This window comes from Streptomyces sp. NPDC047525 (assembly GCF_040643025.1).
Lineage (GTDB): Bacteria > Actinomycetota > Actinomycetes > Streptomycetales > Streptomycetaceae > Streptomyces > Streptomyces durmitorensis.
Genome location: NZ_JBEYTL010000009.1, coordinates 272,705 through 296,039, shown reverse-complemented (window position 1 = coordinate 296,039; position 23,335 = coordinate 272,705). Strand labels below are relative to the sequence as shown.

The window sequence follows — 23,335 nt, the reverse complement described above, 5'->3', positions numbered from 1 at the left end:
GCCTCGGAGTACGGTGATACGCCGCCCCCCCAGCCGGGGGGAACGGCGTATCACCCGCTGTCAGGCCTCGCGTCAGAGCTTCGTGACGTCCAGCTCCCCCTCCGCGTACTGCCTGCGCAGCACCTTCTTGTCGAACTTGCCGACGCTCGTCTTGGGCACGGCGGGCACGATCGCCCAGCGCTCGGGCAGCTGCCACTTGGCGATGGTGCCCGCGAGGAAGTCACGCAGGGCGGCGTATTCGAGGCTCGCGCCCTCCTTCAACACGACCGTGGCGAGCGGGCGTTCGCCCCACTTCTCGTCGGGGACGGCGACGACCGCCGCCTCCGCGACATCCGGGTGGGCCATGATCGCGTTCTCCAGCTCGACGCTGGAGATCCATTCGCCGCCCGACTTGATGACGTCCTTCGCACGGTCGGTGAGGGTGAGGAAGCCGTCGGGGGTGATGACGCCGACGTCGCCGGTCTTCAGCCAGCCGTCCGCGCTGAACTTGTCCTCGGGCTTGAGGGCCTCGCCGCCCGCGCCGCCGTAGTACGCGCCCGCGATCCACGGCCCGCGCACCTCCAACTCGCCTGCCGCCTCGCCGTCCCACGACAGGTGCTCGCCGCCGGGGCCGACCAGGCGGGCCTCGACTCCGGTCGGGAAGCGGCCCTGGGTGAGGCGGTAGCCGAACTCCTCGTCCGTGCCGATGGACTTGGCCGGCGGGCGGGCGACCGTGCCGAGCGGGGAGGTCTCGGTCATGCCCCAGGCGTGGCAGACGCGCATGCCCAGCTTGTCGAAGGCCTCCATCAGCGAGGGCGGGCAGGCCGAGCCGCCGATGGTGACCTGGCCGAGCGAGCTGACGTCGCGCGGCTTCGCGGTGAGTTCGGCGAGCAGGCCCTGCCAGATGGTGGGGACGGCGGCCGCGTGCGTGGGCCGCTCCGTCTCGATCATCTCGGCGAGGGGGGCGGGCTGGAGGAAGCGGTCCGGCATCAGCATGTTCACGCCGGCCATCAGGGTCGCGTGCGGCAGGCCCCAGGCGTTGACGTGGAACTGCGGGACGACGACGAGCGTGGTGTCGGCGTCCGTCAGGCCCATGGACTCGCTCATGTTGACCTGCATGGAGTGCAGGTAGATGGAGCGGTGGGAGTAGACGACGCCCTTGGGGTCGCCGGTGGTGCCGGAGGTGTAGCACATGGCGGCGGCCGTGCGCTCGTCCAGCTCGGGCCAGTCGTACGTCGTGGGCTTGGCGGCGAGCAGGTCCTCGTACTCGTGCACCTGCGCCTGGATCCCGGCCAGCGGCGAACGGTCGCCGGGGCCCGAGACCACCAGGTGCTCGACGGTCGGCAGCTGCGGAAGGAGGGGCGCGAGGAGCGGGATGAGGGAGCCGTTGACGATGATGACGCGGTCGGCCGCGTGGTTCACGATCCAGGTCAACTGGTCGGCGGGCAGCCGGAGATTGAGGGTGTGCAGGACGGCGCCCATACAGGGGACCGCGAAGTAGGCCTCGACGTGCTCGGCGTTGTTCCACATGAACGTGGCCACGCGCTCGTCGCCGTCGACCCCGAGGTCCTCGCGCAGCGCGTGCGCCAGCTGGGCGGAGCGTTCACCGATCTCACGGAAGCTGCGGCGCTGCGGAGCGGCCTCGCCGGTCCATGTGGTGACCTGCGACGACCCGTGCACGGTTGTCCCGTGCCGGAGGATGCGGGTGACGGTCAGTGGTACGTCCTGCATCGTGCTCAGCACGGCGTCCTCCCGGTGGGCGCACGGCATTCATCCAGGGCGGCTCCCGGATGACCTACCTGGCAGTAGGGCTCGCCAGATTCTTGCCGCATACCGCACGGTATGTCACTAGTGCGGGAGAAGAAAGGTCCCGCGGAACTGCGGCGATCACCGGACCGGTGTGAGTTCCGGGTCCTCGCGCAGCTTGCCGAGCGCACGCGAGACCGCGCTCTTGACGGTGCCGATGGACACTCCGAGCACCTCGGCCGTCTGGGCCTCGCTGAGATCCTCGTAGTACCGCAGGACGACCATTGCCCGCTGCCGCGCGGGCAGCTTCATGATCGCGCGCCACATCGCGTCCCTGAGCACCTGCTGCTCCGCCGGATCCGCGACCGGCGTCACCTCGGGCTCGGGAAGCTCGTCACACGCGAACTCGTCGACCTTGCGCTTGCGCCACTGCGAGGTCCGGGTGTTCAGCAGGGCCCGGCGGACATAGCCGTCAAGCGCCCGGTGGTCCTCGATCCGGTCCCACGCGACATAGGTCTTGGTGAGTGCGGTCTGCAGCAGATCCTCGGCATCGCTCGGATTCGCGGTCAGCGAGCGCGCGGTGCGCAACAACACGGGCTGACGTGCCCGTACGTACGACGCGAACGACGGATACGCCGAAGGACTCGCTGTCCGCGTCGCGGCCTTCGATGCGCTGGTGCACATGGGCACCATGGATACGGTCATGGCTCCACGCTAGAAGCGCCCCCTACTTCAGCGGATCGGCCGCAGGTCCCTAAGCGGTGTCCGCCTCAGGTTGTACGCGGGGTGGTAGCCCCACCTCCTGAAGGTGGAGGAGGCGGAGCAGACCCCTGAGGGTTCATCCCTGAGAGGGCGCGCCTTCGGCCTAGCGGATGCGGGCCACCGGCGCGTGCATGAGGTTCCGGTCGATCTTGAGCGTGCGCCCGCCGTGCCGCTCCTTCACGTTCCCCGCGTACTGGTGGATCCGCCGCTCAGGGTGCCACGCGTTCCTCCGCAGCGCGGGCTCGCGATACAGGTGCGGCCGCACGTGCCAGCGCGCGAACCACATCACCGCCGGCAGATCCCGCACCCCGGCCCGCCGCGCCGCCTCCATGTGCCGTACGCCGGAGCTCGCACTGCTGTAGAACCCCGGGACGAACCCGAGCCTGCGCACCTCGCGGTCCCAGGCCCGCACGAAGGTCAGGGTGGTCTTGGCGCACTTCTTCTTCCGGTGGGTGTAGGCCTCCATGTCCAGATAGAGCGGGCTGAGCTGCCGCATCCCCAGCGCCTTCGCCTTCCGTACCGCGTCACGTCCCTCCCGTGTCCCCTGCCTCCAGGGGTGCCGTCCCATGCGTACGTCCTTCTTGTGCTTGGCGGTGACACAGGGGGACTGTGAACCGACGTACACCGGCAGCACCTTCCACCCCATCCCCCGCACCGCGCGCATCCATCCGCGGGACAGCTCCGGCTGGCGCTTGCACGCACGGCCGCGGCCCGCGTAATAGATGCCCACCGCTTGGTAGTCGGAGGCCTTCCAGCGGCGCATCGTCCCGATGGACGGGGCGAGGCAGGTGTCGAAGGCCCAGCCACGGAAGGTCGACACCCCGGGCGCCCACCCGGCGCCACGCTCCGCCGCCTCGGCCCCGCGCCCCTCTGCCCCGCGCCCCGCGGTCCCGAGTCCCTCCGCCCCGCGCCCCTCGGCCTCGGGTCTGCTCGCGGCGCCGGTCGGTGGCACGCACACGGCCAGAGCGGCGAGGGCGACGGCGAGGACAAGTCCCATCATCAGCTTTCGGCAGCGCATACGCCGAGTGAAGAGCCCTGCGACCGCGCCCCGGCCGGGACACGCACGCGTTCAGCCGTCCGCCGCCAGAATCAACCCCGATGTGGGGACACCGGTGCCCGCGGTGACCAGAGTGCGCGCGGCGCCCGGTATCTGGTTCACGGACGTGCCGCGCACCTGTCTGACCGCCTCCGCTATGCCGTTCATCCCGTGCAGATACGCCTCCCCGAGCTGCCCTCCGTGCGTGTTCAGCGGCAGCGTCTCCTCGGCCACGAAGTCCGCGGCCTCCCCCGGCCCGCAGAAGCCGAACTCCTCCAGCTGCATCAGCACGAACGGCGTGAAGTGGTCGTAGAGAATGCCCACGTCGATGTCACCGGGCGCGAGACCGGAGCTCCGCCACAACTGCCGTGCCACCACGCTCATCTCGGGCAGCCCGCTCAGGTCGTCGCGGTAGAAGCTGGTCATCTGCTCCTGCGCCCGGCCCGCGCCCTGGGCCGCCGCCGTGATCACCGCCGCCGGCTTCGGCAGATCCCGGGCCCGCTCCACGCTCGTCACGACGATCGCCTGCCCGCCGTCGGTCTCCTGGCAGCAGTCCAGGAGCCGCAGCGGCTCGACGATCCAGCGCGAGGCCGCGTGATCGGCGAGCGTGATCGGCTTCCCGTGGAAATAGGCCGCCGGGTTCGTCGCCGCGTACTTCCGGTCGGTGACCGCCACATGGCCGAAGGCGTCTGGGGTGAGGCCGTAGGTGTGCAGATAGCGCTGGGCCGCCATCGCCACCCAGGAGGCGGGGGTCAGCAGCCCGAAGGGGAGGGCCCAGCCGAGCGCCGCGCCCTCCGCCGACGGCTCGCGGTGCTGCACGCCCGAACCGAACCGGCGCCCCGAGCGCTCATTGAACGCGCGATAGCAGACGACGACTTCGGCCACTCCCGTCGCCACGGCGAGCGCCGCCTGCTGGACGGTCGCGCAGGCCGCGCCTCCGCCGTAGTGAACGCGCGAGAAGAACGAGAGCTCCCCGATCCCGGCCGCCTGCGCGACGGTGATCTCCGGGTTCGTGTCCATCGTGAACGTGACCATGCCGTCCACGTCCCCGGGACCGAGCCCGGCGTCCTCGAGCGCGAGACCCACCGCCTCAACGGCGAGCCTGAGCTCACTTCGCCCCGAGTCCTTGGAGAACTCGGTGGCCCCGATCCCGACAACGGCGGCCTTCCCGCCGAGGAGGTCGCGTGTACGTACGCTCATGCCGCGCCCCCTGCCGACGCCCCGCCGGGAACCGTGACCGTGACCGTGCCGGTGACGTGCTTGCCGATGCCGTTGGCCCCGACCACCTTCACCGTGGCCGTGTCGCCCTCGACCTTCTCCACGGAACCGCTCAACACCATCGTGTCCCCGGGGTAGTTGGGCGCACCCAGCCGGATCGCCGCCTTTCGGAGGATCGCCCCGGAGCCGAAGTGGTCCGTGATGAACCGGCCGACCAGGCCGTTCGTCGTCAGGATGTTCATGAAGATGTCGGGGGAGCCCTTCTCCTGGGCGACCACCGAGTCGTGGTGCACGTCCTGGTAGTCCCGCGACGCGATCGCACCGGAGACGATCAGTGTGCGGGTGACCGGGATGGTCAGCTCCGGCAGCTCATCACCGACCTTCACGCCGCCACCTCCTGCCGCGTACTGTCCCCCGGTCATGCCGTCTCCTCCTGCCCGGTGTCGTGCTTGCCCTGGCCGCTGTGCTGCTTGCTCTGGACGCTGCGCTGCCTGCTCTGGACGCTGTGCTTGCTCGCCGGGCTCGCCGTGCCCTCCGCGCTCTCCGCGCTCTCCGCGCTCTCCGCGCTCTCCGCGCTCTCCGCGCTCTCCGCGATCAAGTCGCCCATCTCCTCCAGGACTTCGCTCCCGCAGCCGAGGTACGCGTCCAGCTGCCGCCCCCACAGGAAGTGCCGGTGCACGGGGTGGTCGAGGTCGGCCCCCATGCCGCCGTGCAGATGCTGGCCCGCGTGCACGACGCGCTTGCCCGCCTCCGACGCCCACCACGCGGCGGTCAGCGCATGCGTGCCGTACGGCAGTCCGGCGTCACGCCGCCAGGCGGCCTCGTACGCCGTGACCCGTATCGCCTCGGTGTCCATATGGGCGTCCGCCGCCCGGAGTTGGACCCCCTGCTTGGAAGCGAGCGGCCTGCCGAACTGCTCCCGCTCGTTCGTGTGGGCCACCGCACGGGCCAACGACCCCGCGCACACCCCGGCCTGCAGCCCGGCGAAGGCGGTTCGCGCGCTCGCAAGCACGTCGTCGTACGCCCCTTCCCCTCCGATCCGCTCCCCGGGGACCCCGTCCAGGGCCAGCCGCCCCGCCGCCCAGGGCGCGGTCAGTTCCACGGGCTCCGTCTCCGCGTCGGCCACCCGCACCCTCCACAGGCTGTGGCCGCCGCGCGGCGCGGGATCGCGCACCGCGACCAGGACCTCCGTGGCGTCCCGCAGCCACGGCACCCACGGCACCACCCCGGTCAGCGTCCCGGCCGGCTCCGGCTCCCCGGCAGACGCCCCGGTCGATCCGCCGGCCGGCACGCCCGCCACGGAGGCCACCACGCCACCCCGCGCCGGAAACGCCCCCGTCGCCACCGCCGTACCGACCCGCAGCCCCGGCAGCAGCCGCGTCCGCTGCTCCTCCGTGCCATGCGCCGCCACCGCGAGCAGCCCAAAGACACAGCTCGCCGCGAACGGCACCTGCGCAGTCACCCGCCCCTGCTCCTCAAGCAGCAGGACGAGCCCGAGCAGCCCGACATCCTCCACCGCGCCCGGCAGCCCCGCCGCGCACAGGGCCTTCCACAGCTCGGCATCCGACCCCGTGCCCGCCGCCGCGAGCCGCTCGGGTGTGGAGAGGTCCCCGAAGATCTCTCCGGCGAGCTCCCGTGCGGCGGTCTGCTCCTCCGTGGGTGTGAAGTCCATGTCAGACCCCGCCCCCCGCCGTGCCAACCATGCCTTCGACGGCCCGGAACATCGGGAGCTCCAACTCCTTGTCCACCCACTGGAATTCAAGCCGCACCGGCTGCCCGATCCGCACCTTGTCGCTGGGCACGCCCACCACGTTGCTGACCATGCGCACGCCCTCCGCCAGGTCGATGAGCCCGACGGCGTACGGCGGGTCGAAGGCCGGGAAGGGCGGGTGGTGCATGACCACGTACGAATAGACCGTGCCCTCGCCGCTCGCCTCGACCGTGTCCCATTCGAGCGACCCGCAGGCATTGCAGCCCGGCAGCCAGGGGAAGCGCAGAGTCCGGCAGCCGCCGCAGCGCTGGATCAGGAGCTGGTGCCGGGCCACGCCTTCCCAGAACCCGGCGTTGTCCCGGTTGATCACAGGGCGGGGCCTCTTGCCCTGGGGTTTCCGCGCCGCCGGCGCGTACTTGAGGATGCGGAAGCGGTGGGTCCCCGCAGGCTCGCCGCCCGCTCTGACGTCCATCCGCGTCGTGACGAAGTGCCCCGTGCCCAGCTTGGTCGTCTTGCGCTCCGACACCGACTCGATGACCGCGTCGAAGGTGATCTCGTCCCCCGGCCGCAGCGCCCGCAGATACTCCTGCTCGCAGTCCGTGGCGACGACCGAGGTGTACCCCGCGCCGTCCAGGAGCGCGAACAGCTCGTCGTAGGCGGCCGAGCGTCCCTGGTGCCCGGAGAGCCCGCCCATCGTCCAGGCCTGGAGCATGGTCGGCGGCGCGATCGGATCCGCCCCCGCATAGGCCGAGTTGGCGTCTCCCATGGCCTCGCACCAGTGCCGGATCATCGGCTCGTTGACCGGGTCCTTGCCCTCACCCGACGTGGCGGCCGCGCGCCCCTCGAACGTCTTCAGCGTCTCGTACGAAAGATCGGTCACCGCCGTCCCCTCCGCATCCCGAGGCGCATCGTCGCCACGATCTCCCGCTGCACCTCGCTCACCCCGCCCCCGAACGTATTGATCTGTGCCGCTCTGTTCATCCGCTCCAACTCCCCCTCACCGCCCGTGCCGAGCGCCAGGGACCCGGGTGAACCGGCCCGCACCAGGCCCGCCTCGCCCGTGACTTCCTGACATATTCGGTACACCTCCACGGCCGATTCGGTTCCCATGACTTTCACGCCGCTCGCGTCTCCCGGCGCCAGTGCGCCCGCCCCGACATCCCCCACCAAACGCCAGTTGAGCAGGCGCGTTGCCGCAAGCCGCGCCTGCGCTTCGGCCAGTCTCGACCGGACCCACGGAGCGTCAATCCGGCGTTCGCCCGTCACCGGATCGGGCGTACGGGCGAAGGCGAGGGCCGCGTCGTAGAAGTCCTCGGCCTGCATGCCGATCGCGGCGAGCGCCACCCGCTCGTGGTTGAGCTGGTTGGTGATGAGCCCCCAGCCGCCGTTCTCGTCGCCGACCAGATGCGTGGCGGGCACGCGGATCTGGTCGTAGTACGTCGCCGTCGTCGTCAGGCCGCCCACCGTCTCGATGGGCGTCCACGAGAAACCGGGCGCGTCGGTCGGCACGAGGATGATCGAGATGCCCTGGTGCTTGGGGGCCTCGGGGTCGGTGCGGCAGGCCAGCCAGATCCAGTCGGCGTTCTGGGCGTTCGACGTGAAGATCTTCTGCCCGTCGATGACCCACGCGCCGTCGGGCCCATCGCCCTCGCGCACCGCCCTCGTCCGCAGCGAGGCCAGATCCGTCCCCGCCGACGGCTCGCTGTAACCGATCGCGAAGACGAGGTCACCGCTGAGGATGCGCGGCAGGAAGGCGGCCTTCTGCTCCTCGGTGCCGTACTTCATGAGGGTCGGCCCGACAGTGTTCAGGGTGACCATCGAAACGGGCGCGCCCGCGCGGTAGGCCTCGTCGAAGAAGACGAACTGCTCGTCGGGGCCGCGCCCCTGCCCGCCGTACTCGACCGGCCAGCCGAGGCCGAGCATGCCGTCGGCCCCGATGCGCCGCAGCAGCCGGCGCTGCCCCTCCAGGTCACCCCCTGCGGGCGGCCCTCCTGGCATCAGATCGGCGAAGTACGCGCGCAGTTCGGCACGCAGCTGCTGTTGGCGTTCGGTGGGGGCGAGGTGCACGGCGGCGGCCTCTCCTTCGCGTACGGGCGTCGCACCGACAATGGTTTCTGACTGTCCGTCAGAAACTGTCGCGGTGTCAAGAGATCACCCCGGATGCGGGGGGGGGGGGGGGGCAGCCGCCTCGGCCCACCTCCCATACGGGACAGCCGCCTCGCCCGCCCCCGAACGCGCCTGCGCGACGGTGCAGATGCACCGCCGCGCAGAACGCCACACACCCCATCGAGCTGACCCCAGGAGCTATCCCGTGGGCCGTTGGCTCACCAGAGATGGGTGAAGTTGACGGCGATGTTCTCGTTCGACTGGTCGATCGCCGTGAACGCCGAGCCGTTCACCTGGGCGGTGTTGTTCTGGTTCGAGGCGCCCGAGCCGACCGCCTGCTGCTGCGACGTGGACGAGTTGCCGTTGTTGTTGCCGCCGACGCCGCTGCCGTTGACAGTCGCCACGCCCGCATTCGATCCGTCGTCCGCGAAGGCGCCGTTGTCGGCCATCGCGACACCCGAGAAGAGTGCGGCGGCCAGGGGCAGGGCTGCGGCGGCAGCGATGACGCGAGCGGTACGGATGCTTGCCATGTCAATTCCTCCAGAACGGGGGTACGCACCGGCGAGATGCCGGAGGTACCTGAAGTACGGCTGTTTCCAAGGCAGTTGGCCGACCACCCCGGGGGTTCTGCACGACGTCGCGAGTCCAGAGTTGCCCACCGAATCCCCGGCGAACCACCCCGGAAGCCCCAATTCCCCCGCAAGCGTGAGTACAAGTCGATAAACACGCTTCGCTCCCCCATAGCCCCAGCTCAGCCCCCGGAACCCCGCCCAAACCCAGGCGCCGCACGTGCTGAAGCGTTCCGCCACTTCGTGAAGATCGGCGGCCGAACCCGCGTTTCGCCCGCGCGCCGCGCGAGCCCCTCTTCCTTTCTTCGAACGCTTGTACGAAAATGGCGGCATGGCCACCATCGACCGCCATGCCACGACGCTCGCACTCGCCCACGCCCTGTCCGCCGCCGAGCGCGGTCTCGCCGTCATCCCGCTCTCCCGCACCAAGCTGCCGGCGCTCCGCTCCCCCCACCACGAGCAGCCCGAACCGACTCCCTGCCACGGCGAATGCGGCCGCCCCGGACACGGCGTGTACGACGCGTCGACCGATCCGCGCCGCATCCGCGAGCTCTTCACCGCCGCCCCCTGGGCCACCGGCTACGGCATCGCGTGCGGGCTGCCGCCGCACCGTCTGATCGGCATCGACCTGGACACCAAGTCCGGTACGGACGCTCCGGCGGCCCTGCGGGAACTGGCGCTGCGCCACCTGTTCACGATCCCGGCCACGGTTGTCGTGGCGACCCCGAGCGGCGGCCGCCACATCTGGCTCGCGGGTCCGCCCGATGCCGTCATCCCCAACTCGGCGGGCCGCCTCGCCCCCGGCATCGACATCCGGGGCGCGGGCGGCTATCTCGTCGGCCCCGGTTCGCGCACCGAGCACGGCGTCTACAGCGCCGTGGCCGGCACCGCGCACCTCCCTCCGGCGAACTGCCCGCCCGCCCTGCTGCGCCTGCTCACGCCGCCGCCCCGCATCCACCAGCCCGCGCTCCCGCATACGCCGGTCCCGGCGCCGGTCCAACGGGGCCAGGGCCTGGTCCAGTTCGTGCTCGCCGCGCACGAGGGCCAGCGCAACACCCGCCTGTTCTGGGCCGCTTGCCGCGCCTACGAGAACGGCATCGGCGAGTCCCTGACCGAGGACCTCACCGATGCCGCGCTCCGGGTCGGCCTGACGGAGCGCGAGGCGCGCTCGACGATCGCGTCGGCGGCACGGCTGACGGGACACGCGTAACGCGGACGCCCCTCAGCCCCTAGCCCCCTAACCCTCTAGCTCCTAGCTCCTAGCTCCTAGCCGAGCAGCGAACGCACCGCCGCACGGTCGATGTTCGTCAGCGCACGGACCAGCTTCGGGGTGAGGAAGACGATGGCGAGGCCGACCAGGGACGCCCCCGCGATCTGCACCGGCGACTCCAGGTAGAACGCGTGGCGCTCACCTCCGGAGGTGTAGTCGAACAGCCGGTAGCCGGGCCAGTCGACGTAGCGCGGGAACACCCAGGAGTACGCCGGCAGGAGCGCGACCACCCAGCCGGTGACCAGGAACGTCACGCCGAGAACGAAGGACACCACCCGCGACGGGAACATCACGAACTGGAAGAGCAGCGCACGCCAGCCCGCACCGTCCGAGAGCCGTGCCCGCATCCCCTCCCACGCACCCGCGTCCCGCGGCCTCTCCACGGCGGCGGGACCGGCGGCCTCAAGCCCCAGCTGCGTCCGCGCCCGCCCCCGCTCGGCCGCTCCGAGCCCTCGCGCCCCGGCCAACGCGGCCGCGAGGACCGGCAGTCCGAGCACGGTGACGAACAGGCTCACGCCGAGCGCGAACATCGTCACGGCGAAGGTGAAGCCCACGACGGCGATGGGCAGCGACGTCACCGTGTAGCCGATCTCCCGGTACGTGGAGGCGGCGAACGGCGCACGCCAGAAGCCCGGGGACTCCGGGACCCCCGCGGAGCTCACAGGCGAAGGAGCGGTGGGAGAGGAGGGGGCAGTGGGAGCGGTGGGAGCAGTGGGAGCGGCTGCGTACGGCAGTGCGCTGGTGCTCATGACGGGCCTCGAATCTTCGCGGTGGGGACGTTGCCGGGGAGTGCCGTGCTGACGTCCTCCACGTTCGCGAATCCGAGCGGCCCGCGACATACGGTGACCCGGCCTCTCGGGGGTGTCGCTGGCACCACCCCTCAGTGCCTCTCACACGGGAAAAGGGTGCCTCTCCATGAGAGACACCCTTTCGCTGCGGCAGAAACCGTCAGCCGTTGAAGCCGAAGCCGTGGAGCGTGGTTCCGTCCCGGTGGCCACCGTCCGCCTGACCGCCGGTGGTGATCCCGTAGGGGCCGCCCATGTTGGTGAAGGTCTGGCCTGCGTAGCGGCCCTCGCTGAAGGTGGTGCCCGGGTCGTCGGCGACGGCGGTGCCGGCCGCCAGGAACCCTGCGACGGTGGCCACGGCGAGGGCGGATGCGATGCGCTTCAACACGAGTGTCTCCTCTGAGTCGGATCCAGTGATCTCCGCGGAGAACGACACCGCACTCGGCCCGCACCTCCACCTAGGCTCGCCGGGCGGCGCCCACGTGGAGTAGCCCGGTTTCATCCAGCCGCAGGGACGCGAAAAGGGGAGAGCCTCCGACCGATGTTGCTGGTCAGAGGCTCTCAACCACTGCGGTGGGTGTGGGATTTGAACCCACGGTGACTCTCGCCACGACGGTTTTCAAGACCGTTCCCTTAGGCCGCTCGGGCAACCCACCCCGCACCGCCGATCAGGGCGGTGCGGGGACAAGAGTAGCGGGTCAGCTCTCGCCCTTGCGCTGGCCCAGGACCACGTCGACCTTGTGCTCCTTGCCGTCGCGCTTGTACGTGATCTCGACGGTGTCGCCCGGCTTGTGGGTCCAGATCTGGCCGATCAGGGTCGGACCGCTGTCGATCACCGTGTCGTCCAGCTTCGTGATGACGTCGCCGGGCTTCAGGCCCGCCTTGTCCGCGGGGCCGTTCGGGGTGACCGCCTCCGAGCCGCTCGCGCCTTCCGGGGAGATCGTGGCGCCGCCCGTGCTCTCCTCCAGGGAGACCGAGGCACCGATCACGGGGTAGACCGCCTGGCCGTTCTTGATCAGCTGCTGTGCGACGTTCTTGGCCTGGTTCACCGGGATCGCGAAGCCCAGGCCGATGGAGCCGGACTGACCGCCGCCGCCACCGAGGCCGCCGCCGCTCTCCGCGGGCTTGATCGCGGAGTTGATGCCGATGACCGCGCCACCGGCGTCGAGCAGCGGGCCGCCCGAGTTGCCGGGGTTGATGGAGGCGTCGGTCTGCAGGGCGCTCATGTACGAGCTCTTGCTGCTGGCGCCGTCGCTGGAGGTCACCGGGCGGTCCTTGGCGCTGACGATGCCGGTGGTGACCGTGTTCGAGAGGCCGAAGGGGGCGCCGATGGCGATCGTCGAGTCGCCGACGGCCACCTTGTCGGAGTTGCCGAGGGGAAGCGGCTTCAGGTTCGAGGGCTTCTCCTTGAGCTTGATGACCGCCACGTCATAGCCCTCGGCGCGGCCGACCACCTCGGCGTCGTACTTCTTGCCGTCCGAGAACGTCGCCGCGAGCTTCCCACCGTCGGCCGCGGAGGCCACGACGTGGTTGTTCGTGAGGATGTGGCCCTGCGTGTCGTAGACGAAGCCGGTGCCCGTGCCGCCCTCGCCGTTGCCGCCCTGAGCCTCGATGGTGACGACGCTGGGCAGCGCCTTGCCCGCGATGTCGGCGACCGTGCCGGGGTCGCGCTTGAGGTCGGCCGGGGTGTTCGACGCGGACACCGTGGTCGAGCCCGTGCTGTCGTCGTTCCGGTCGGCCGCCCAGAAGCCGATTCCGCCGCCGACACCGCCGGCGACGAGGGCGGCCACGAGCACCGCGGCGATCAGACCACCGCGCCTGCCCGCGGGCTTGGGCCCTTCCGGGTGCTGCGCCGCGTACGACGCACCCCACCCGGAGCCTGAACCTCCACCCTGGGCGTACGAAGGAACAGCGGGCGGCTGGGGAGGCGGCCACGCCCCGGCGCCGGAGGCCTGCGGGGGCGCGCCCGCGGTGCCACCGGCGTGCGCGGGAGGCTGGTGCGCCGCCGGTTCCTGGGCGAACGCCGCGGAAGACGGCTCCGCGGGGTCGGGGGTCGAAGCGGGCGCTACGGGCTCGGCGGAAGCAGCGGGAGTTTCCACCGGCACAGGAGGCGCTGACGGGGCCGGGGGTACCTCGTTGCCCTCGTTCTCGGTGCTCACAGCTCTACTCCTCGGTCCACGCTGTCGTTCTCGGTCACGGCCTGGCTGTGCCCAACTGTGCATGTGTCTGCAGTCAGCTTTTCCCATGGGCTGTCAGGGCACCATAAGCCGATCCTGTGGATCCGGCGCTGCGTGCGCCACACCGTGGGCACACCTGCGGGTACCCCGTGATGGCACCATGACGCGGTGACCCTCGCACGACAGCACCAGATCCAGGTCGTCGCCCACCGCGGAGCCTCCGAAGACGCCCCCGAGCACACGCTGGCCGCGTACAAGAAGGCGGTCGAGGACGGTGCCGACGCCCTCGAATGCGATGTACGCCTCACCGCGGACGGGCACCTCGTCTGCGTCCACGACCGCCGCGTGAACCGTACGTCGAACGGCCGAGGCGCCGTGTCGGCCCTGGAGCTCGCCGACCTCGCCACGCTCGACTTCGGCTCCTGGAAGAACAACCACGGTGAGGCTGACGAAGGCCCCGACTGGGAGGACACCTCCGTCCTCACCCTGGAGCGGCTCCTCGATCTTGTGGCCGAGAGCAACGCTTCGGGGCGCAACGTCCAGCTGGCCATCGAGACCAAGCACCCCACCCGCTGGGCGGGCCAGGTGGAGGAAAGGCTGCTTCTTCTACTGAAGCGCTTCGGTCTGGACGCCCCGCCCGCCGGCGGCCCCTCTCCCGTACGCGTCATGAGCTTCTCGGCGCGCTCCCTGCACCGGGTGCGGGCCGCGTCCCCGACCCTGCCGACGGTCTATCTGATGCAGTTCGTCTCGCCGCGCCACCGCGACGGCCGCCTTCCCCAAGGCGTGCGGATCGCGGGACCGGGCATGCGGATCGTCCGCAACCACCCCGCCTACGTGGCCAAGCTCAAGCGCGCGGGCCATCAGGTGCACGTGTGGACCGTGAACGAACCCGAGGACGTGGAGCTCTGCGCCGAACTCGGCGTCGACGCCATCATCACCAATCGCCCCAAGCAAGTGCTGTCCCAGCTGGGACGCCGCTAACCGTCATCACGGCGGTTACGGGGTGTGCACCGGCGCGTTCGGTCCGTATTCGATCGTTACGAGTGCGTCACCGCACAAGGATTGGCCGGTTTCCGGTCCAGTCCATTGGGGCATTCACACCGTGGCGTGGGGCGAAGGAGGTCTCGGGGGTGGCGTTGGTGGTGGCACGGGAGGTGCCCGCGTCGTCGAGCATGGCCGTACCCCATGGCCCGGCGGGCGTGGGAGAAGCAAGGCACCGTATGCGCGATCAACTGCGCGGGAACGGAGTGCCGGAATCGGTCGTCGACGATGCCGTACTGATCCTTTCGGAATTGCTCAGCAATGCCTGTCGGCACGGCAGGCCGCTGGGCGAAGGAATGGTGGGCGACGGTGATGTCCGGGCCGCCTGGCGCGTGGACGCGGCAGGACGGCTGACAGTCGAGGTGACGGACGGGGGCGGCCCGACCCGCCCCGTTCCGGCCACACCCTCGGTCACCGCGCACGGCGGCCGTGGACTCAACATCATCACGGCTCTCGCCGATGCGTGGGGCGTGCGTGACGACACCCATGGCGAGGTCACGGTGTGGGCCGCCGTACATGCCGGCCACCGTCATGAGGACTTCGCTACGCGCGTCGCGGCCCCCTCGGGTGCCGCGATAGCCGACTCCGCGTACGCGGACCCCTTCGACGACCTCGACTGAGTCAGGCCGACCGAGGCTGAATCCCGACGCCCTTTGGGTGAGCGGCTAGGCTCGCGCCCGTACGCCCAAGACGTACGAAGAGCCACGCTGGAAAGCCGCATCCGGGAGACACCCAAGATGGCCAAGAAGCGCCCTCAGACCAAGGGCAAGCAGCCGCAGCTGACGGACGGGCAGGTTCCTGTCGTCGGTGCCCGCGAACCCTGCCCCTGCGGTTCGGGCCGCCGTTACAAGGCCTGTCACGGCCGGGCCGCCGCGCACGCGGTGACCGAGCTGGTGCACCGCCCCTTCGAAGGCCTGCCCGGCGAGGGCGACTGGGTGGCTCTGCGCGAGCTCGTCCCGGCGGCGACCGTCGAACTGCCCCTCAAGGGCGGGCTGCCGGACGGCGTGCCCTCCGTCTCCCTGGCGACCGTCCTGCCGATGGCCTGGCCCGCGCTGCGCCGCGACGACGGCTCGGTCCTGCTCGGCCTGCAGAACGACACCGCGTCCGGCGACATCAGCCGCGACCTCGCCGACACCCTCCAGCGCGCCCTGACCGCCGAGCCCGGCTCTCCGGTCCAGGCACGCCGTGCCCCCGCCGACGGTCCGCGCCTTCAGGACGTCCTCGACGCCGACGGCGCATTCGAGCCGATCGTGCACGCCGGCTTCGAATTCTGGGTCCCGGATTCGGAGAACGCGTCCACGGAGGTCTCCGCCTCCCTGGAGCGGGCGAACGCCGCCGCGATCCCCACCGTGAAGCTCTCCGGCGTGGACTCCGCGTACTGGTGCGAGACCCCGGAGAAGAACCACCTGCGCTGGGTCATGCCGCACCCCGAGGAGCAGCTCCTCGACGCGCTCGCCCGGCTGCACGCGGCCGGTACGTCGAGTCTCGGCGAGGGGACCCGGCTGGTCGGCTCCTTCCGGGCGCACGGTCTGACGGTGCCGGTGTGGGACCTGCCGAGCGGAATGGGCGCCGAGGACATCGAGAAGCCCGCCGCCGAGTTCGCCGAGCGGCTCGCGGCGGCGCTCGCCGTCGATGCTCCGCTCACGCCGGAGGAGCGCCGGGCGCGCGGCGGTCTCACCAACCGCCAGGTGACGCTTAGCTGACCCACCAGTCAGTCGGGGAACGGGTGACTCCTGTCACAACTCCCCGTCGTCGCAGGTAAATCCCTGTCTGGATATCCGAGATCGAATTTGCCCAGAGCAGATCTCTTGTTACCGTTCAGGTAGCCCGGTTGCTGGTGCATCCCCCGTCGCCAGCAACCGGGCCCTTCCATGCCAGGCCCGGTGTCCGGTCTGACCTGCGTTCTCAACTGGCCTTCGGCCGCGCGGAGTTGCTCCCGGAGCGCAGGAGCAACGGCCCGCCACTCCCGTCGGCGAACTCCACCACCGCCGAATACGCATCGGCATCCCCCGTCGTACGCTCCCGCGGCGTCTCGCACGCCCCCGGCTCGTCGGCGGCGCCCACCGCGCAATGCATCTGGACGGTGCGTCCGCCCGGACCCATGACGGTCAGTACGGCGCTCAGCTCATCACCGGTCGTGTTGCGGTAGTACGTGCGCCCCCAGGTGTCGTGCCCCTGGGTCAGAACGCACGTCTGGGCCTCGATGCCCTTGGGGGATGTGAGTTCGGGGCCGCACTGGGCGGCGCTGTCGAGGCCGAGCCCTGTGAGGAGTGACGCGTCGTCCGAGGACCGGCCGTCCGAAGACCGGCCGTCCGAAGTCGCGCCCTCCGTAGAGGACCGCTTCGCATCCGGCTTCTCCGTGGAGGGCTGTTTCGCGTCGGGATCCGGTGCCGCCCCCGGTGCCGCGTCCGCCGACCGCTCCGACGGCTTGGCTTCGGCGTCACCGTCGCCCACGGGCCCCGCGGACGCGCCGGCGAACGGCAGGAGAACCGTAATGGCCACGACGCCCATGAGCGCGATCAGGCGGGGGTTCATGGTCCCTGACACTAACGACGATTGACGGGCGCCCGGCTCGCCGCGCGCCCATTTCCCCTACAACTCGGGCGCGCTCACACCCGTACGAGTGAGCGCGTCGACCACCGCGTCCACCACGGCCTCGACATCGGGCACCCACGGCGCCGCCGAGCCGGGCAGCGGAGCCCGCTCCCAGCGCACCGGTCCCTGGCCCGTACCGGAGGGCGGCAGCGCGAGATATCCGCCCTCTCCGTGGAAGCGCAGTGAGCCCGGCACGAAGTCCTTGGCGTACAGCAGTTCGCCCAACTGCTCCATGGAGTACGGCGCGACGAGCAGGAAGAGACGGGTGCGGGTCGCGACGACCGGGCCGAGCCTGATGCCCATCTGGTCGAGCGCGGCCAGGGCACGCGCGCCCGCGATCGCGGGCAGGCTGACGGCGCAGGGGGCGCTCGCGCCGGTCGCGAGCACGATGGGCGCGTCCGGGCGGTTGGTCCACCACCAGCGCACCATGCGCTCGTCGGTCGTCGCGGTCAGCAGACCGGGGTCGAGCGGATGAGCTCCTGGCACCGTGCAGTCGGGGTCGGGGCAGGCGCAGCGGGTGCCGTCTCGCCGGTCGAGTCCGACGCCGGGCACCACGGGCCACTTCCATGCCGTCGCAAAGGTCAGTGCCGCGCCGATCAGACCAGGACTCTGGTCAGACTTCCTGCCGGTGAGCCGGGACAGGAGCCTGCGTCGCCTTCCGAGGATCTCGCGCATGAGCGCTCGTTCCTTTCCGTTTACACGCCGAGGAACACGGCGGGCCACATCACACCATGTGTGGATCACTTCGCTGTGCGTAGAACTGGCGCATCACACCCCAGCCTGCGGCATGGGGAACCCCTAGGGGGCCGAGCGTTAGCGTGGCGTGGGGTGGCGGTGCCTGGCGTTTGCTGTCCCGCGTACTTATTCGCCGCCTCCCCCACGGGAGGATGGGGCACGGTCGTCGTGAGTTAAGACGCCCGGGTCCGTCACCAGGTTCCGGGCTGATCTCAACTGCCCCTGGTCATCACCGAGTACGTACCCATCACGGCCGCTGTGACGCGCCTCCCGTGCCTGAGGGCCCGGGAGTGCCCCTTGTTGAACAATCCCAGTCGATCGCAATAGGCCGTCGCCTCAGGCACTTTTGAGCCAAGTTACCAAGATCGCCTAAACGCCACAGAATTCCCACGGACACCAGGAATCCCGGCGGGACAATGCTGGACATCCCCTCATCAGTGCGTGTAGATGTGGAGAACATTGCTAGCGGCGCAGAATGACATGGGGGTTTGCGATGCTATTGAGCAATACGCACCGGCCGGAAAGCCGTCAGCCATGAACGCTCCGCACCTCCCGAAAGTGGCCGGAATCGATTCAACTGTTCCGCCACAAGACCACACTGTCGCGCCCGCCCCGCAGGCCCAAAGCGCACCGACCCTCATGATCCAGGACCGGCTCGCGGGCTGGGTCTCCGATCTCACCACCCTGCAGGAGCTCACCGAACGCCTGGCCCGCACGGCCACGCTCGACGAAGCCCTGCACGAACTGCTGCGCGCCGGAGCCGCCCTGGTCGGCGCCCGTCGCGGCCTGCTCGTCCTGGAGCCCGCCGACGGGCTCGGACCCGACACCACCATCGGCCTCGGCCTCGCCCGCGCCGACCTCGGCCACATCGAGACGGTGCCCCGCGCCGCCACCGCCTTCGGGCGGCTCCTCGACGCACCGCCCGCGCCGCCGGGCTCCGAGACCGAGATCGTCAACGCCGACCTGCTCGCCGACAGCACCCTCGACCCCCGCCACCGCGAGGTCGCCGCCCGGCTCGGCTACGCCGCGAGCTACGCGCTGCCCCTGTCCACCGAGGCGGCGGGCCGGATCGGCGCCGCCGTCTGGCTGTACGACGAGCCGGCGGAGCCCGGCGAGCGCCAGCGGCACCTCGTCGGCCTCTACGCACGCCAGGCCGCCGAGCATCTGGCGCGGCTGATCGAACTGGAACGCGCCCGCACGACGGAGGCCACCCTGCGCGAGGAGCTGCTGCCCTCGCGGCTGCCGCGGGTCGCCGGAGTGCAGCTCGCCGCCCGGCACCGCACCTCCGCGCGTGGAGGCGGCGACTGGTTCGACGCGCTGCCGCTGCCCGACGCCGCGCTCGGCCTCGCGGTCGGGTCCGTCACCGGGTCCGGGCCGAGCGCCGTCGCCGCGATGGGGCGCCTGCGGGCCTCCTTGCGGGCGTACGCCGTGATGGAGGGCGAGGACCCCGTCGCCGTACTGTCCGATCTGGAGCTGCTCCTTCGGCTCACCGAGCCCGCGCGGTCGGCGACGGCCCTCTTCGCGTACTGCGAACCGGCGCTGCGCAAGATCGTCCTTGCCGGGGCAGGGCACAGCCCGCCGCTCGTGATCGGCGAGCGGCGCACGGAGTTCGTGGAGACCTCGCTCTCGGCGCCGCTGGGGATGCTCGCCTGCTGGGAGGCGCCGAGCGTGGAGTTCCAGCCGGAGCCGGGAGAAACGGTGCTTCTCTATACGGACGGGCTGCTGCACCGCACCGGGGACGCCATGGACCGCGCCTTTGCGCGGCTGCACGCGGCGGCGGCGAGCGTGCCGAAGTCGGTGCGCGACGACCCGGACGCGCTCGTCGATCACGTCCTGCGGACGGTGCTGCCGGACGGCCTTGACGCGGCCGACAGCGACGAGGACGTGGTTCTCCTCGCGGCCCGTTTCGAGTGACCTCCGCAATACGGCATGTAATGGGCCTTCCGGCTCTGGGCCCCCTTCCGTACGCCCGTACGATGGAGGGGGCCCAGTGTCGTACATAGGAGGCAGATCGTGTCGGAGGAGCTCATTCCGGAGAACCCGGAGAACCCGGAAGACCTGGAGATCGAGTCCGAGGAAGAGCCGATCAAGCAGCGCAAGAACGGCCTGTACCCGGGCGTCTCCGACGAGCTCGCCGAGAACATGAAGTCCGGCTGGGCCGACACAGAGCTGCACGACCTGCAGCCGATCGCCCAGGCCGAGCACACCGCCGCCCGCCGTGCCGCGCTCTCCGCGCGCTTCCCGGGCGAGCGCCTCGTGATCCCCGCGGGCAATCTCAAGACCCGCTCGAACGACACGGAGTACGCCTTCCGCGCCTCCGTCGAGTACGCGTACCTGACCGGCAACCAGACCGAGGACGGCGTCCTCGTCCTGGAGCCGGCGGACTTCGCGGACGGCACGAGCGGCCACGAGGCCACCATCTACCTGCTGCCGCGCTCCGACCGCGAGAACGGCGAGTTCTGGCTGGACGGCCAGGGCGAGCTGTGGGTCGGCCGCAGGCACTCCCTCACCGAGGCCGAGACGCTGCACGGCATCCCGGCGTCCGACGTGCGCGAGCTCACCGGCCGGCTGCGCGAGGCGACCGGCTCCGTCCGGGTCGTCCGCGGTTACGACACCGGCATCGAGGCCGCGCTGACCGACAAGGTCACCGCCGAGCGCGACGAAGAACTGCGCGTCTTCCTCTCCGAGGCCCGTCTGGTCAAGGACGAGTTTGAAGTCGGCGAGCTGCAGAAGGCGTGCGACTCGACCGCCCGTGGCTTCGAGGACGTCGTACGCGTCCTGGACAAGGCCGAGGCGACCAGCGAGCGCTACATCGAGGGCACGTTCTTCCTGCGCGCCCGCGTCGACGGCAACGACATCGGCTACGGCTCGATCTGCGCCGCGGGCCCGCACGCCACGACGCTGCACTGGGTGCGCAACGACGGCGCCGTGCGCTCCGGGGAGCTGCTGCTGCTCGACGCCGGTGTGGAGACCCACACGTACTACACCGCCGACGTGACGCGGACGCTGCCGATCAACGGCCGCTTCAACGAGCTCCAGCGGAAGATCTACGACGCCGTGTACGAGGCCCAGGAGGCCGGCATCGCGGCGGTCAAGCCGGGCGCCAAGTACCGCGACTTCCACGACGCCGCGCAGCGCGTGCTCGCCGAGAAGCTCGTGGAGTGGGGCCTCGTCGAAGGCCCCGTCGAGCGCGTCCTCGAGCTGGGTCTCCAGCGCCGCTGGACCCTGCACGGCACCGGCCACATGCTCGGCATGGACGTCCACGACTGCGCCGCCGCGCGCCGTGAGACGTACGCCGACGGTGTCCTTGAGCCGGGCATGTGCCTGACCGTCGAGCCCGGTCTGTACTTCCAGGCGGACGACCTGACGGTGCCGGAGGAGTACCGCGGCATCGGCGTGCGGATCGAGGACGACATCCTCGTGACGGCCGACGGCAACAAGAACCTGTCGGCCGCGCTGCCGCGGCGTGCGGATGACGTCGAGACGTGGATGGCGGAGCTCAAGGGCTGAGCATCCTGTCGATCCTGTCGATCAAGAGCTGAACCGTGAACCGGGCCCCTTCTTTAAGAAGGGGCCCGGTTTAGCGTTTCTGGAGTTTCCGGAACCTAGCGCTCGTCCTCGCCCGCGATCTTGGCGGTGCTCAGGGCGATGCGGTTCCAGGTGTTGATGGTGAAGATCAGGGCCAGGACGTGGCCGAGCTCCGTCTCGTCGAATTGCGCGGCCGCGCGCGCGTAGACGTCGTCCGGTACGCCGCCCTGGTGGACGAGCGTGACGGCCTCGGTCAGGTCGAGGGCCGCCTGCTCCTTCTCCGTGAAGAAGTTCCTGGCCTCGCGCCAGACGCCGACCATGTGCAGGCGCGCCTCGTCCTCGCCGGCCTTGCGGGCGTCGGAGGTGTGCATGTGGAGGCAGTACGCGCAGCCGTTGAGCAGCGAGGCACGGATCTGGATCAGCTCGACCAGGGCCGGGTCGAGTCCGTCACGTGCGGCGGCGTCGAGCCCGATCACGGCCTTGAAGGCCTTGGGGGCGGCCTTGGCGAAGTTGAGGCGAGGGGTGTGCGTGTGCATCTGTGCGGCGTTCTCGTTGTTCGTCATGACCATGAATCTACGGGCGGAATAGACCTCGGCTAGGGTGCATTCCCATGGCGGAATCATGGGTCAATTTGGCCGAGCGCATCGGGAGTGACCTGCACCTGGAGCTCTCCGGGGCGGGCGGCCGCCGCGCCGTCCTCATCCGCGCGCTGCGCGACGCCGTGCGCGAGGGGCGGCTCGCTCCGGGGACGCGGCTTCCGCCCTACCGCTCCCTGGCCGCCGATCTGGGCATCGCCCGCAACACCGTCGCCGACGCCTACGCCGAGCTGGTCGCCGAGGGCTGGCTGACCGCGCGGCAGGGGTCCGGCACGCAGGTGGCCGACCGGGCGGCGCCTCCCGCGGGCACCCGTGTCCCCAAGCGGGCGCCCACCCGGCCCGCCGCGCCCGCCCCGCCCACGTACGACCTGCGGCAGGGTCAGCCGGACGCCGCCTCCTTCCCGCGCACCGCCTGGCTCGCCGCGGCCCGGCGCGCCCTCAACTCCGCGCCGAACGAGGCCTTCGGGCCGGGCGACCCGCAGGGGCGCATCGAGCTGCGCCGGGCGCTCGCCGGCTACCTGGGGCGCGCCCGCGGGGTGCGCACCGACCCGGAGCGGATCGTGGTGTGCTCCGGGTTCGCGCACGCCCTGCGGCTGCTGTTCGGGAGCGGGGGAGGCGGGATGCTGAAGGGGCCGCTGGCCGTGGAGTCGTACGGCCTCGGTTTCCATCGCTCGATCCTCTCGACCGCGGGCGTACGGACGGTCCCGCTCGGCCTCGACGAAAAGGGCGCCCGGATCGAGGAGTTGACCGGGAGTCAGCGGGTCAAGGGCGTCCTGCTCACGCCCGCACACCAGTTCCCGACCGGAGGCCCCCTGCACCCGGCCCGGCGCGCCGCGGTGATCGACTGGGCACGCACCAGCGGCGGCCTCGTCCTGGAGGACGACTACGACGGCGAGTTCCGTTACGACCGGGAGCCGGTGGGCGCCGTACAGGGCTTGGATTCCGAACGCGTCGTCTACATGGGCTCGGTCAGCAAGAGCCTCTCTCCGGGGGTGCGTCTCGGGTGGCTTGTTCTGCCCGAACACCTCATCGACGGGGTGCTCGCGGCGAAGGGCGAACGGGAGGCGTGGGCGAGTGTCGTCGACCAGCTCACGCTCGCCGACCTCATCGAGTCGGGCCACTACGACCGGCACGTCCGCCGGATGCGTCAGCGCTACCGCCACCGCCGCGATCAGCTCGTCGCCGCCCTCGCGACGCACGCCCCGCACATCAGCCCGACCGGAGTCGCCGCTGGCCTGCACGCCGTCCTGCGGCTGCCGCCCGGCACCGAGCAGTCCACGGCGAAGGCGGCCGCCTGGCAGGGCCTCGCACTGGAGGGTCTCGCCGATTTCCGCCACCCGGAGGCCACGATGCCCGCACCCGACGGTCTGGTCGTCGGCTATTCCACGCCGCCGGAGCACGCCTACGGAGCGGCGCTGGATGCCCTGTGCAGGGCGCTGCCTCCCGGCTAGCGGGCTCGCCGCCAACGGGGCCGGGAAGGG

The 23,335-nt window shown here is 70.9% G+C and carries 22 protein-coding genes and 1 tRNA gene; 7 read left to right on the top strand and 16 right to left on the bottom strand.

The window, feature by feature from the left end:
* Positions 1-72: 72 nt before the first annotated feature.
* The 9 genes from ABZ833_RS27430 to ABZ833_RS27390 all read right to left on the bottom strand — a co-directional run bounded on the left by ABZ833_RS27430 (position 73) and on the right by ABZ833_RS27390 (position 9,088).
* On the bottom strand, positions 73-1,722 hold the full coding sequence (locus ABZ833_RS27430) for a long-chain fatty acid--CoA ligase (RefSeq protein WP_361051504.1): 1,650 nt from the start codon (positions 1,720-1,722) through the stop codon (positions 73-75).
* 144 nt (positions 1,723-1,866) lie between these two features.
* Positions 1,867-2,430, bottom strand: coding sequence for a SigE family RNA polymerase sigma factor (locus ABZ833_RS27425; protein WP_249588982.1), 564 nt, complete (start codon positions 2,428-2,430; stop codon positions 1,867-1,869).
* Positions 2,431-2,590: 160 nt separating this feature from the next.
* Positions 2,591-3,505, bottom strand: coding sequence for a DUF1906 domain-containing protein (locus ABZ833_RS27420; protein ID WP_361051500.1), 915 nt, complete (start codon positions 3,503-3,505; stop codon positions 2,591-2,593).
* A 51-nt stretch (positions 3,506-3,556) separates the two neighbouring features.
* Entirely contained in the window at positions 3,557-4,723 is a 1,167-nt protein-coding gene (locus ABZ833_RS27415; RefSeq protein ID WP_249588980.1) for a lipid-transfer protein, read from the bottom strand.
* Positions 4,720-5,127, bottom strand: coding sequence for a MaoC family dehydratase (locus ABZ833_RS27410; protein WP_361051818.1), 408 nt, complete (start codon positions 5,125-5,127; stop codon positions 4,720-4,722). The genes ABZ833_RS27415 and ABZ833_RS27410 overlap by 4 nt, the downstream gene beginning before the upstream one ends.
* 32 nt (positions 5,128-5,159) lie before the next feature.
* Entirely contained in the window at positions 5,160-6,413 is a 1,254-nt protein-coding gene (locus ABZ833_RS27405) for an acyl-CoA dehydrogenase family protein (protein ID WP_361051496.1), read from the bottom strand.
* Position 6,414: 1 nt separating this feature from the next.
* Positions 6,415-7,332, bottom strand: coding sequence for an OB-fold domain-containing protein (locus ABZ833_RS27400; protein WP_361051493.1), 918 nt, complete (start codon positions 7,330-7,332; stop codon positions 6,415-6,417).
* Positions 7,329-8,519, bottom strand: a complete 1,191-nt coding sequence (locus ABZ833_RS27395) for an acyl-CoA dehydrogenase family protein (protein WP_361051491.1) — start codon at positions 8,517-8,519, stop codon at positions 7,329-7,331. Before ABZ833_RS27395 ends, ABZ833_RS27400 begins: the two co-directional genes overlap by 4 nt.
* 257 nt (positions 8,520-8,776) lie before the next feature.
* Entirely contained in the window at positions 8,777-9,088 is a 312-nt protein-coding gene (locus ABZ833_RS27390) for a hypothetical protein (RefSeq protein ID WP_249588976.1), read from the bottom strand.
* 370 nt (positions 9,089-9,458) lie between these two features.
* Between ABZ833_RS27390 and ABZ833_RS27385 the strand changes: the two genes are divergently transcribed.
* Positions 9,459-10,337 (top strand): bifunctional DNA primase/polymerase, encoded by an 879-nt coding sequence (locus ABZ833_RS27385; protein ID WP_361051486.1) that lies wholly within the window; start codon positions 9,459-9,461, stop codon positions 10,335-10,337.
* A 56-nt stretch (positions 10,338-10,393) separates the two neighbouring features.
* Here the strand turns inward: ABZ833_RS27385 and ABZ833_RS27380 are convergent, their stop codons facing one another.
* From ABZ833_RS27380 to ABZ833_RS27365, 4 genes are all read right to left on the bottom strand, one after another.
* Positions 10,394-11,059 carry a sensor domain-containing protein gene (locus tag ABZ833_RS27380; protein ID WP_361051483.1) on the bottom strand — a complete coding sequence of 222 codons (666 nt, stop codon included), beginning with the start codon at positions 11,057-11,059 and terminating at the stop codon, positions 10,394-10,396.
* A gap of 286 nt (positions 11,060-11,345) precedes the next feature.
* On the bottom strand, positions 11,346-11,570 hold the full coding sequence (locus tag ABZ833_RS27375; RefSeq protein WP_361051480.1) for a hypothetical protein: 225 nt from the start codon (positions 11,568-11,570) through the stop codon (positions 11,346-11,348).
* Between the two features lie 183 nt (positions 11,571-11,753).
* Positions 11,754-11,838: transfer RNA gene (locus ABZ833_RS27370), tRNA-Ser, on the bottom strand.
* A 42-nt stretch (positions 11,839-11,880) separates the two neighbouring features.
* A complete protein-coding gene (locus tag ABZ833_RS27365) occupies positions 11,881-13,341 on the bottom strand; it encodes a trypsin-like peptidase domain-containing protein (RefSeq protein WP_361051477.1) in 1,461 nt (486 codons plus the stop codon).
* 186 nt (positions 13,342-13,527) lie between these two features.
* Between ABZ833_RS27365 and ABZ833_RS27360 the strand changes: the two genes are divergently transcribed.
* The 3 genes from ABZ833_RS27360 (at position 13,528) to ABZ833_RS27350 (ending at position 16,103) form a co-directional block, all read left to right on the top strand.
* Positions 13,528-14,340, top strand: coding sequence for a glycerophosphodiester phosphodiesterase (locus ABZ833_RS27360; protein WP_361051474.1), 813 nt, complete (start codon positions 13,528-13,530; stop codon positions 14,338-14,340).
* Between the two features lie 62 nt (positions 14,341-14,402).
* Positions 14,403-15,020 (top strand): ATP-binding protein, encoded by a 618-nt coding sequence (locus ABZ833_RS27355; protein WP_361051471.1) that lies wholly within the window; start codon positions 14,403-14,405, stop codon positions 15,018-15,020.
* Positions 15,021-15,137: 117 nt separating this feature from the next.
* On the top strand, positions 15,138-16,103 hold the full coding sequence (locus ABZ833_RS27350) for a DUF5926 family protein (protein WP_361051469.1): 966 nt from the start codon (positions 15,138-15,140) through the stop codon (positions 16,101-16,103).
* Between the two features lie 202 nt (positions 16,104-16,305).
* Here the strand turns inward: ABZ833_RS27350 and ABZ833_RS27345 are convergent, their stop codons facing one another.
* Together ABZ833_RS27345 and ABZ833_RS27340 are read right to left on the bottom strand one after the other, a co-directional pair.
* Positions 16,306-16,935: a hypothetical protein gene (locus tag ABZ833_RS27345; RefSeq protein ID WP_361051466.1), complete on the bottom strand. Its 630-nt coding sequence runs from the start codon at positions 16,933-16,935 to the stop codon at positions 16,306-16,308.
* Positions 16,936-16,992: 57 nt separating this feature from the next.
* Positions 16,993-17,670: a bifunctional DNA primase/polymerase gene (locus tag ABZ833_RS27340; RefSeq protein WP_249588968.1), complete on the bottom strand. Its 678-nt coding sequence runs from the start codon at positions 17,668-17,670 to the stop codon at positions 16,993-16,995.
* A 540-nt stretch (positions 17,671-18,210) separates the two neighbouring features.
* On the opposite strand from ABZ833_RS27340, the gene ABZ833_RS27335 reads away from it, so the two are divergent.
* Positions 18,211-19,644: a GAF domain-containing SpoIIE family protein phosphatase gene (locus ABZ833_RS27335; RefSeq protein WP_361051463.1), complete on the top strand. Its 1,434-nt coding sequence runs from the start codon at positions 18,211-18,213 to the stop codon at positions 19,642-19,644.
* A gap of 99 nt (positions 19,645-19,743) precedes the next feature.
* Entirely contained in the window at positions 19,744-21,240 is a 1,497-nt protein-coding gene (locus ABZ833_RS27330; RefSeq protein ID WP_361051460.1) for an aminopeptidase P family protein, read from the top strand.
* Positions 21,241-21,335: 95 nt separating this feature from the next.
* On the opposite strand, the gene ABZ833_RS27325 is transcribed toward ABZ833_RS27330, so the two are convergent.
* On the bottom strand, positions 21,336-21,821 hold the full coding sequence (locus ABZ833_RS27325) for a carboxymuconolactone decarboxylase family protein (RefSeq protein WP_361051457.1): 486 nt from the start codon (positions 21,819-21,821) through the stop codon (positions 21,336-21,338).
* A gap of 47 nt (positions 21,822-21,868) precedes the next feature.
* Between ABZ833_RS27325 and ABZ833_RS27320 the strand changes: the two genes are divergently transcribed.
* Positions 21,869-23,305, top strand: a complete 1,437-nt coding sequence (locus tag ABZ833_RS27320) for a PLP-dependent aminotransferase family protein (RefSeq protein ID WP_361051454.1) — start codon at positions 21,869-21,871, stop codon at positions 23,303-23,305.
* Positions 23,306-23,335: the final 30 nt, after the last annotated feature.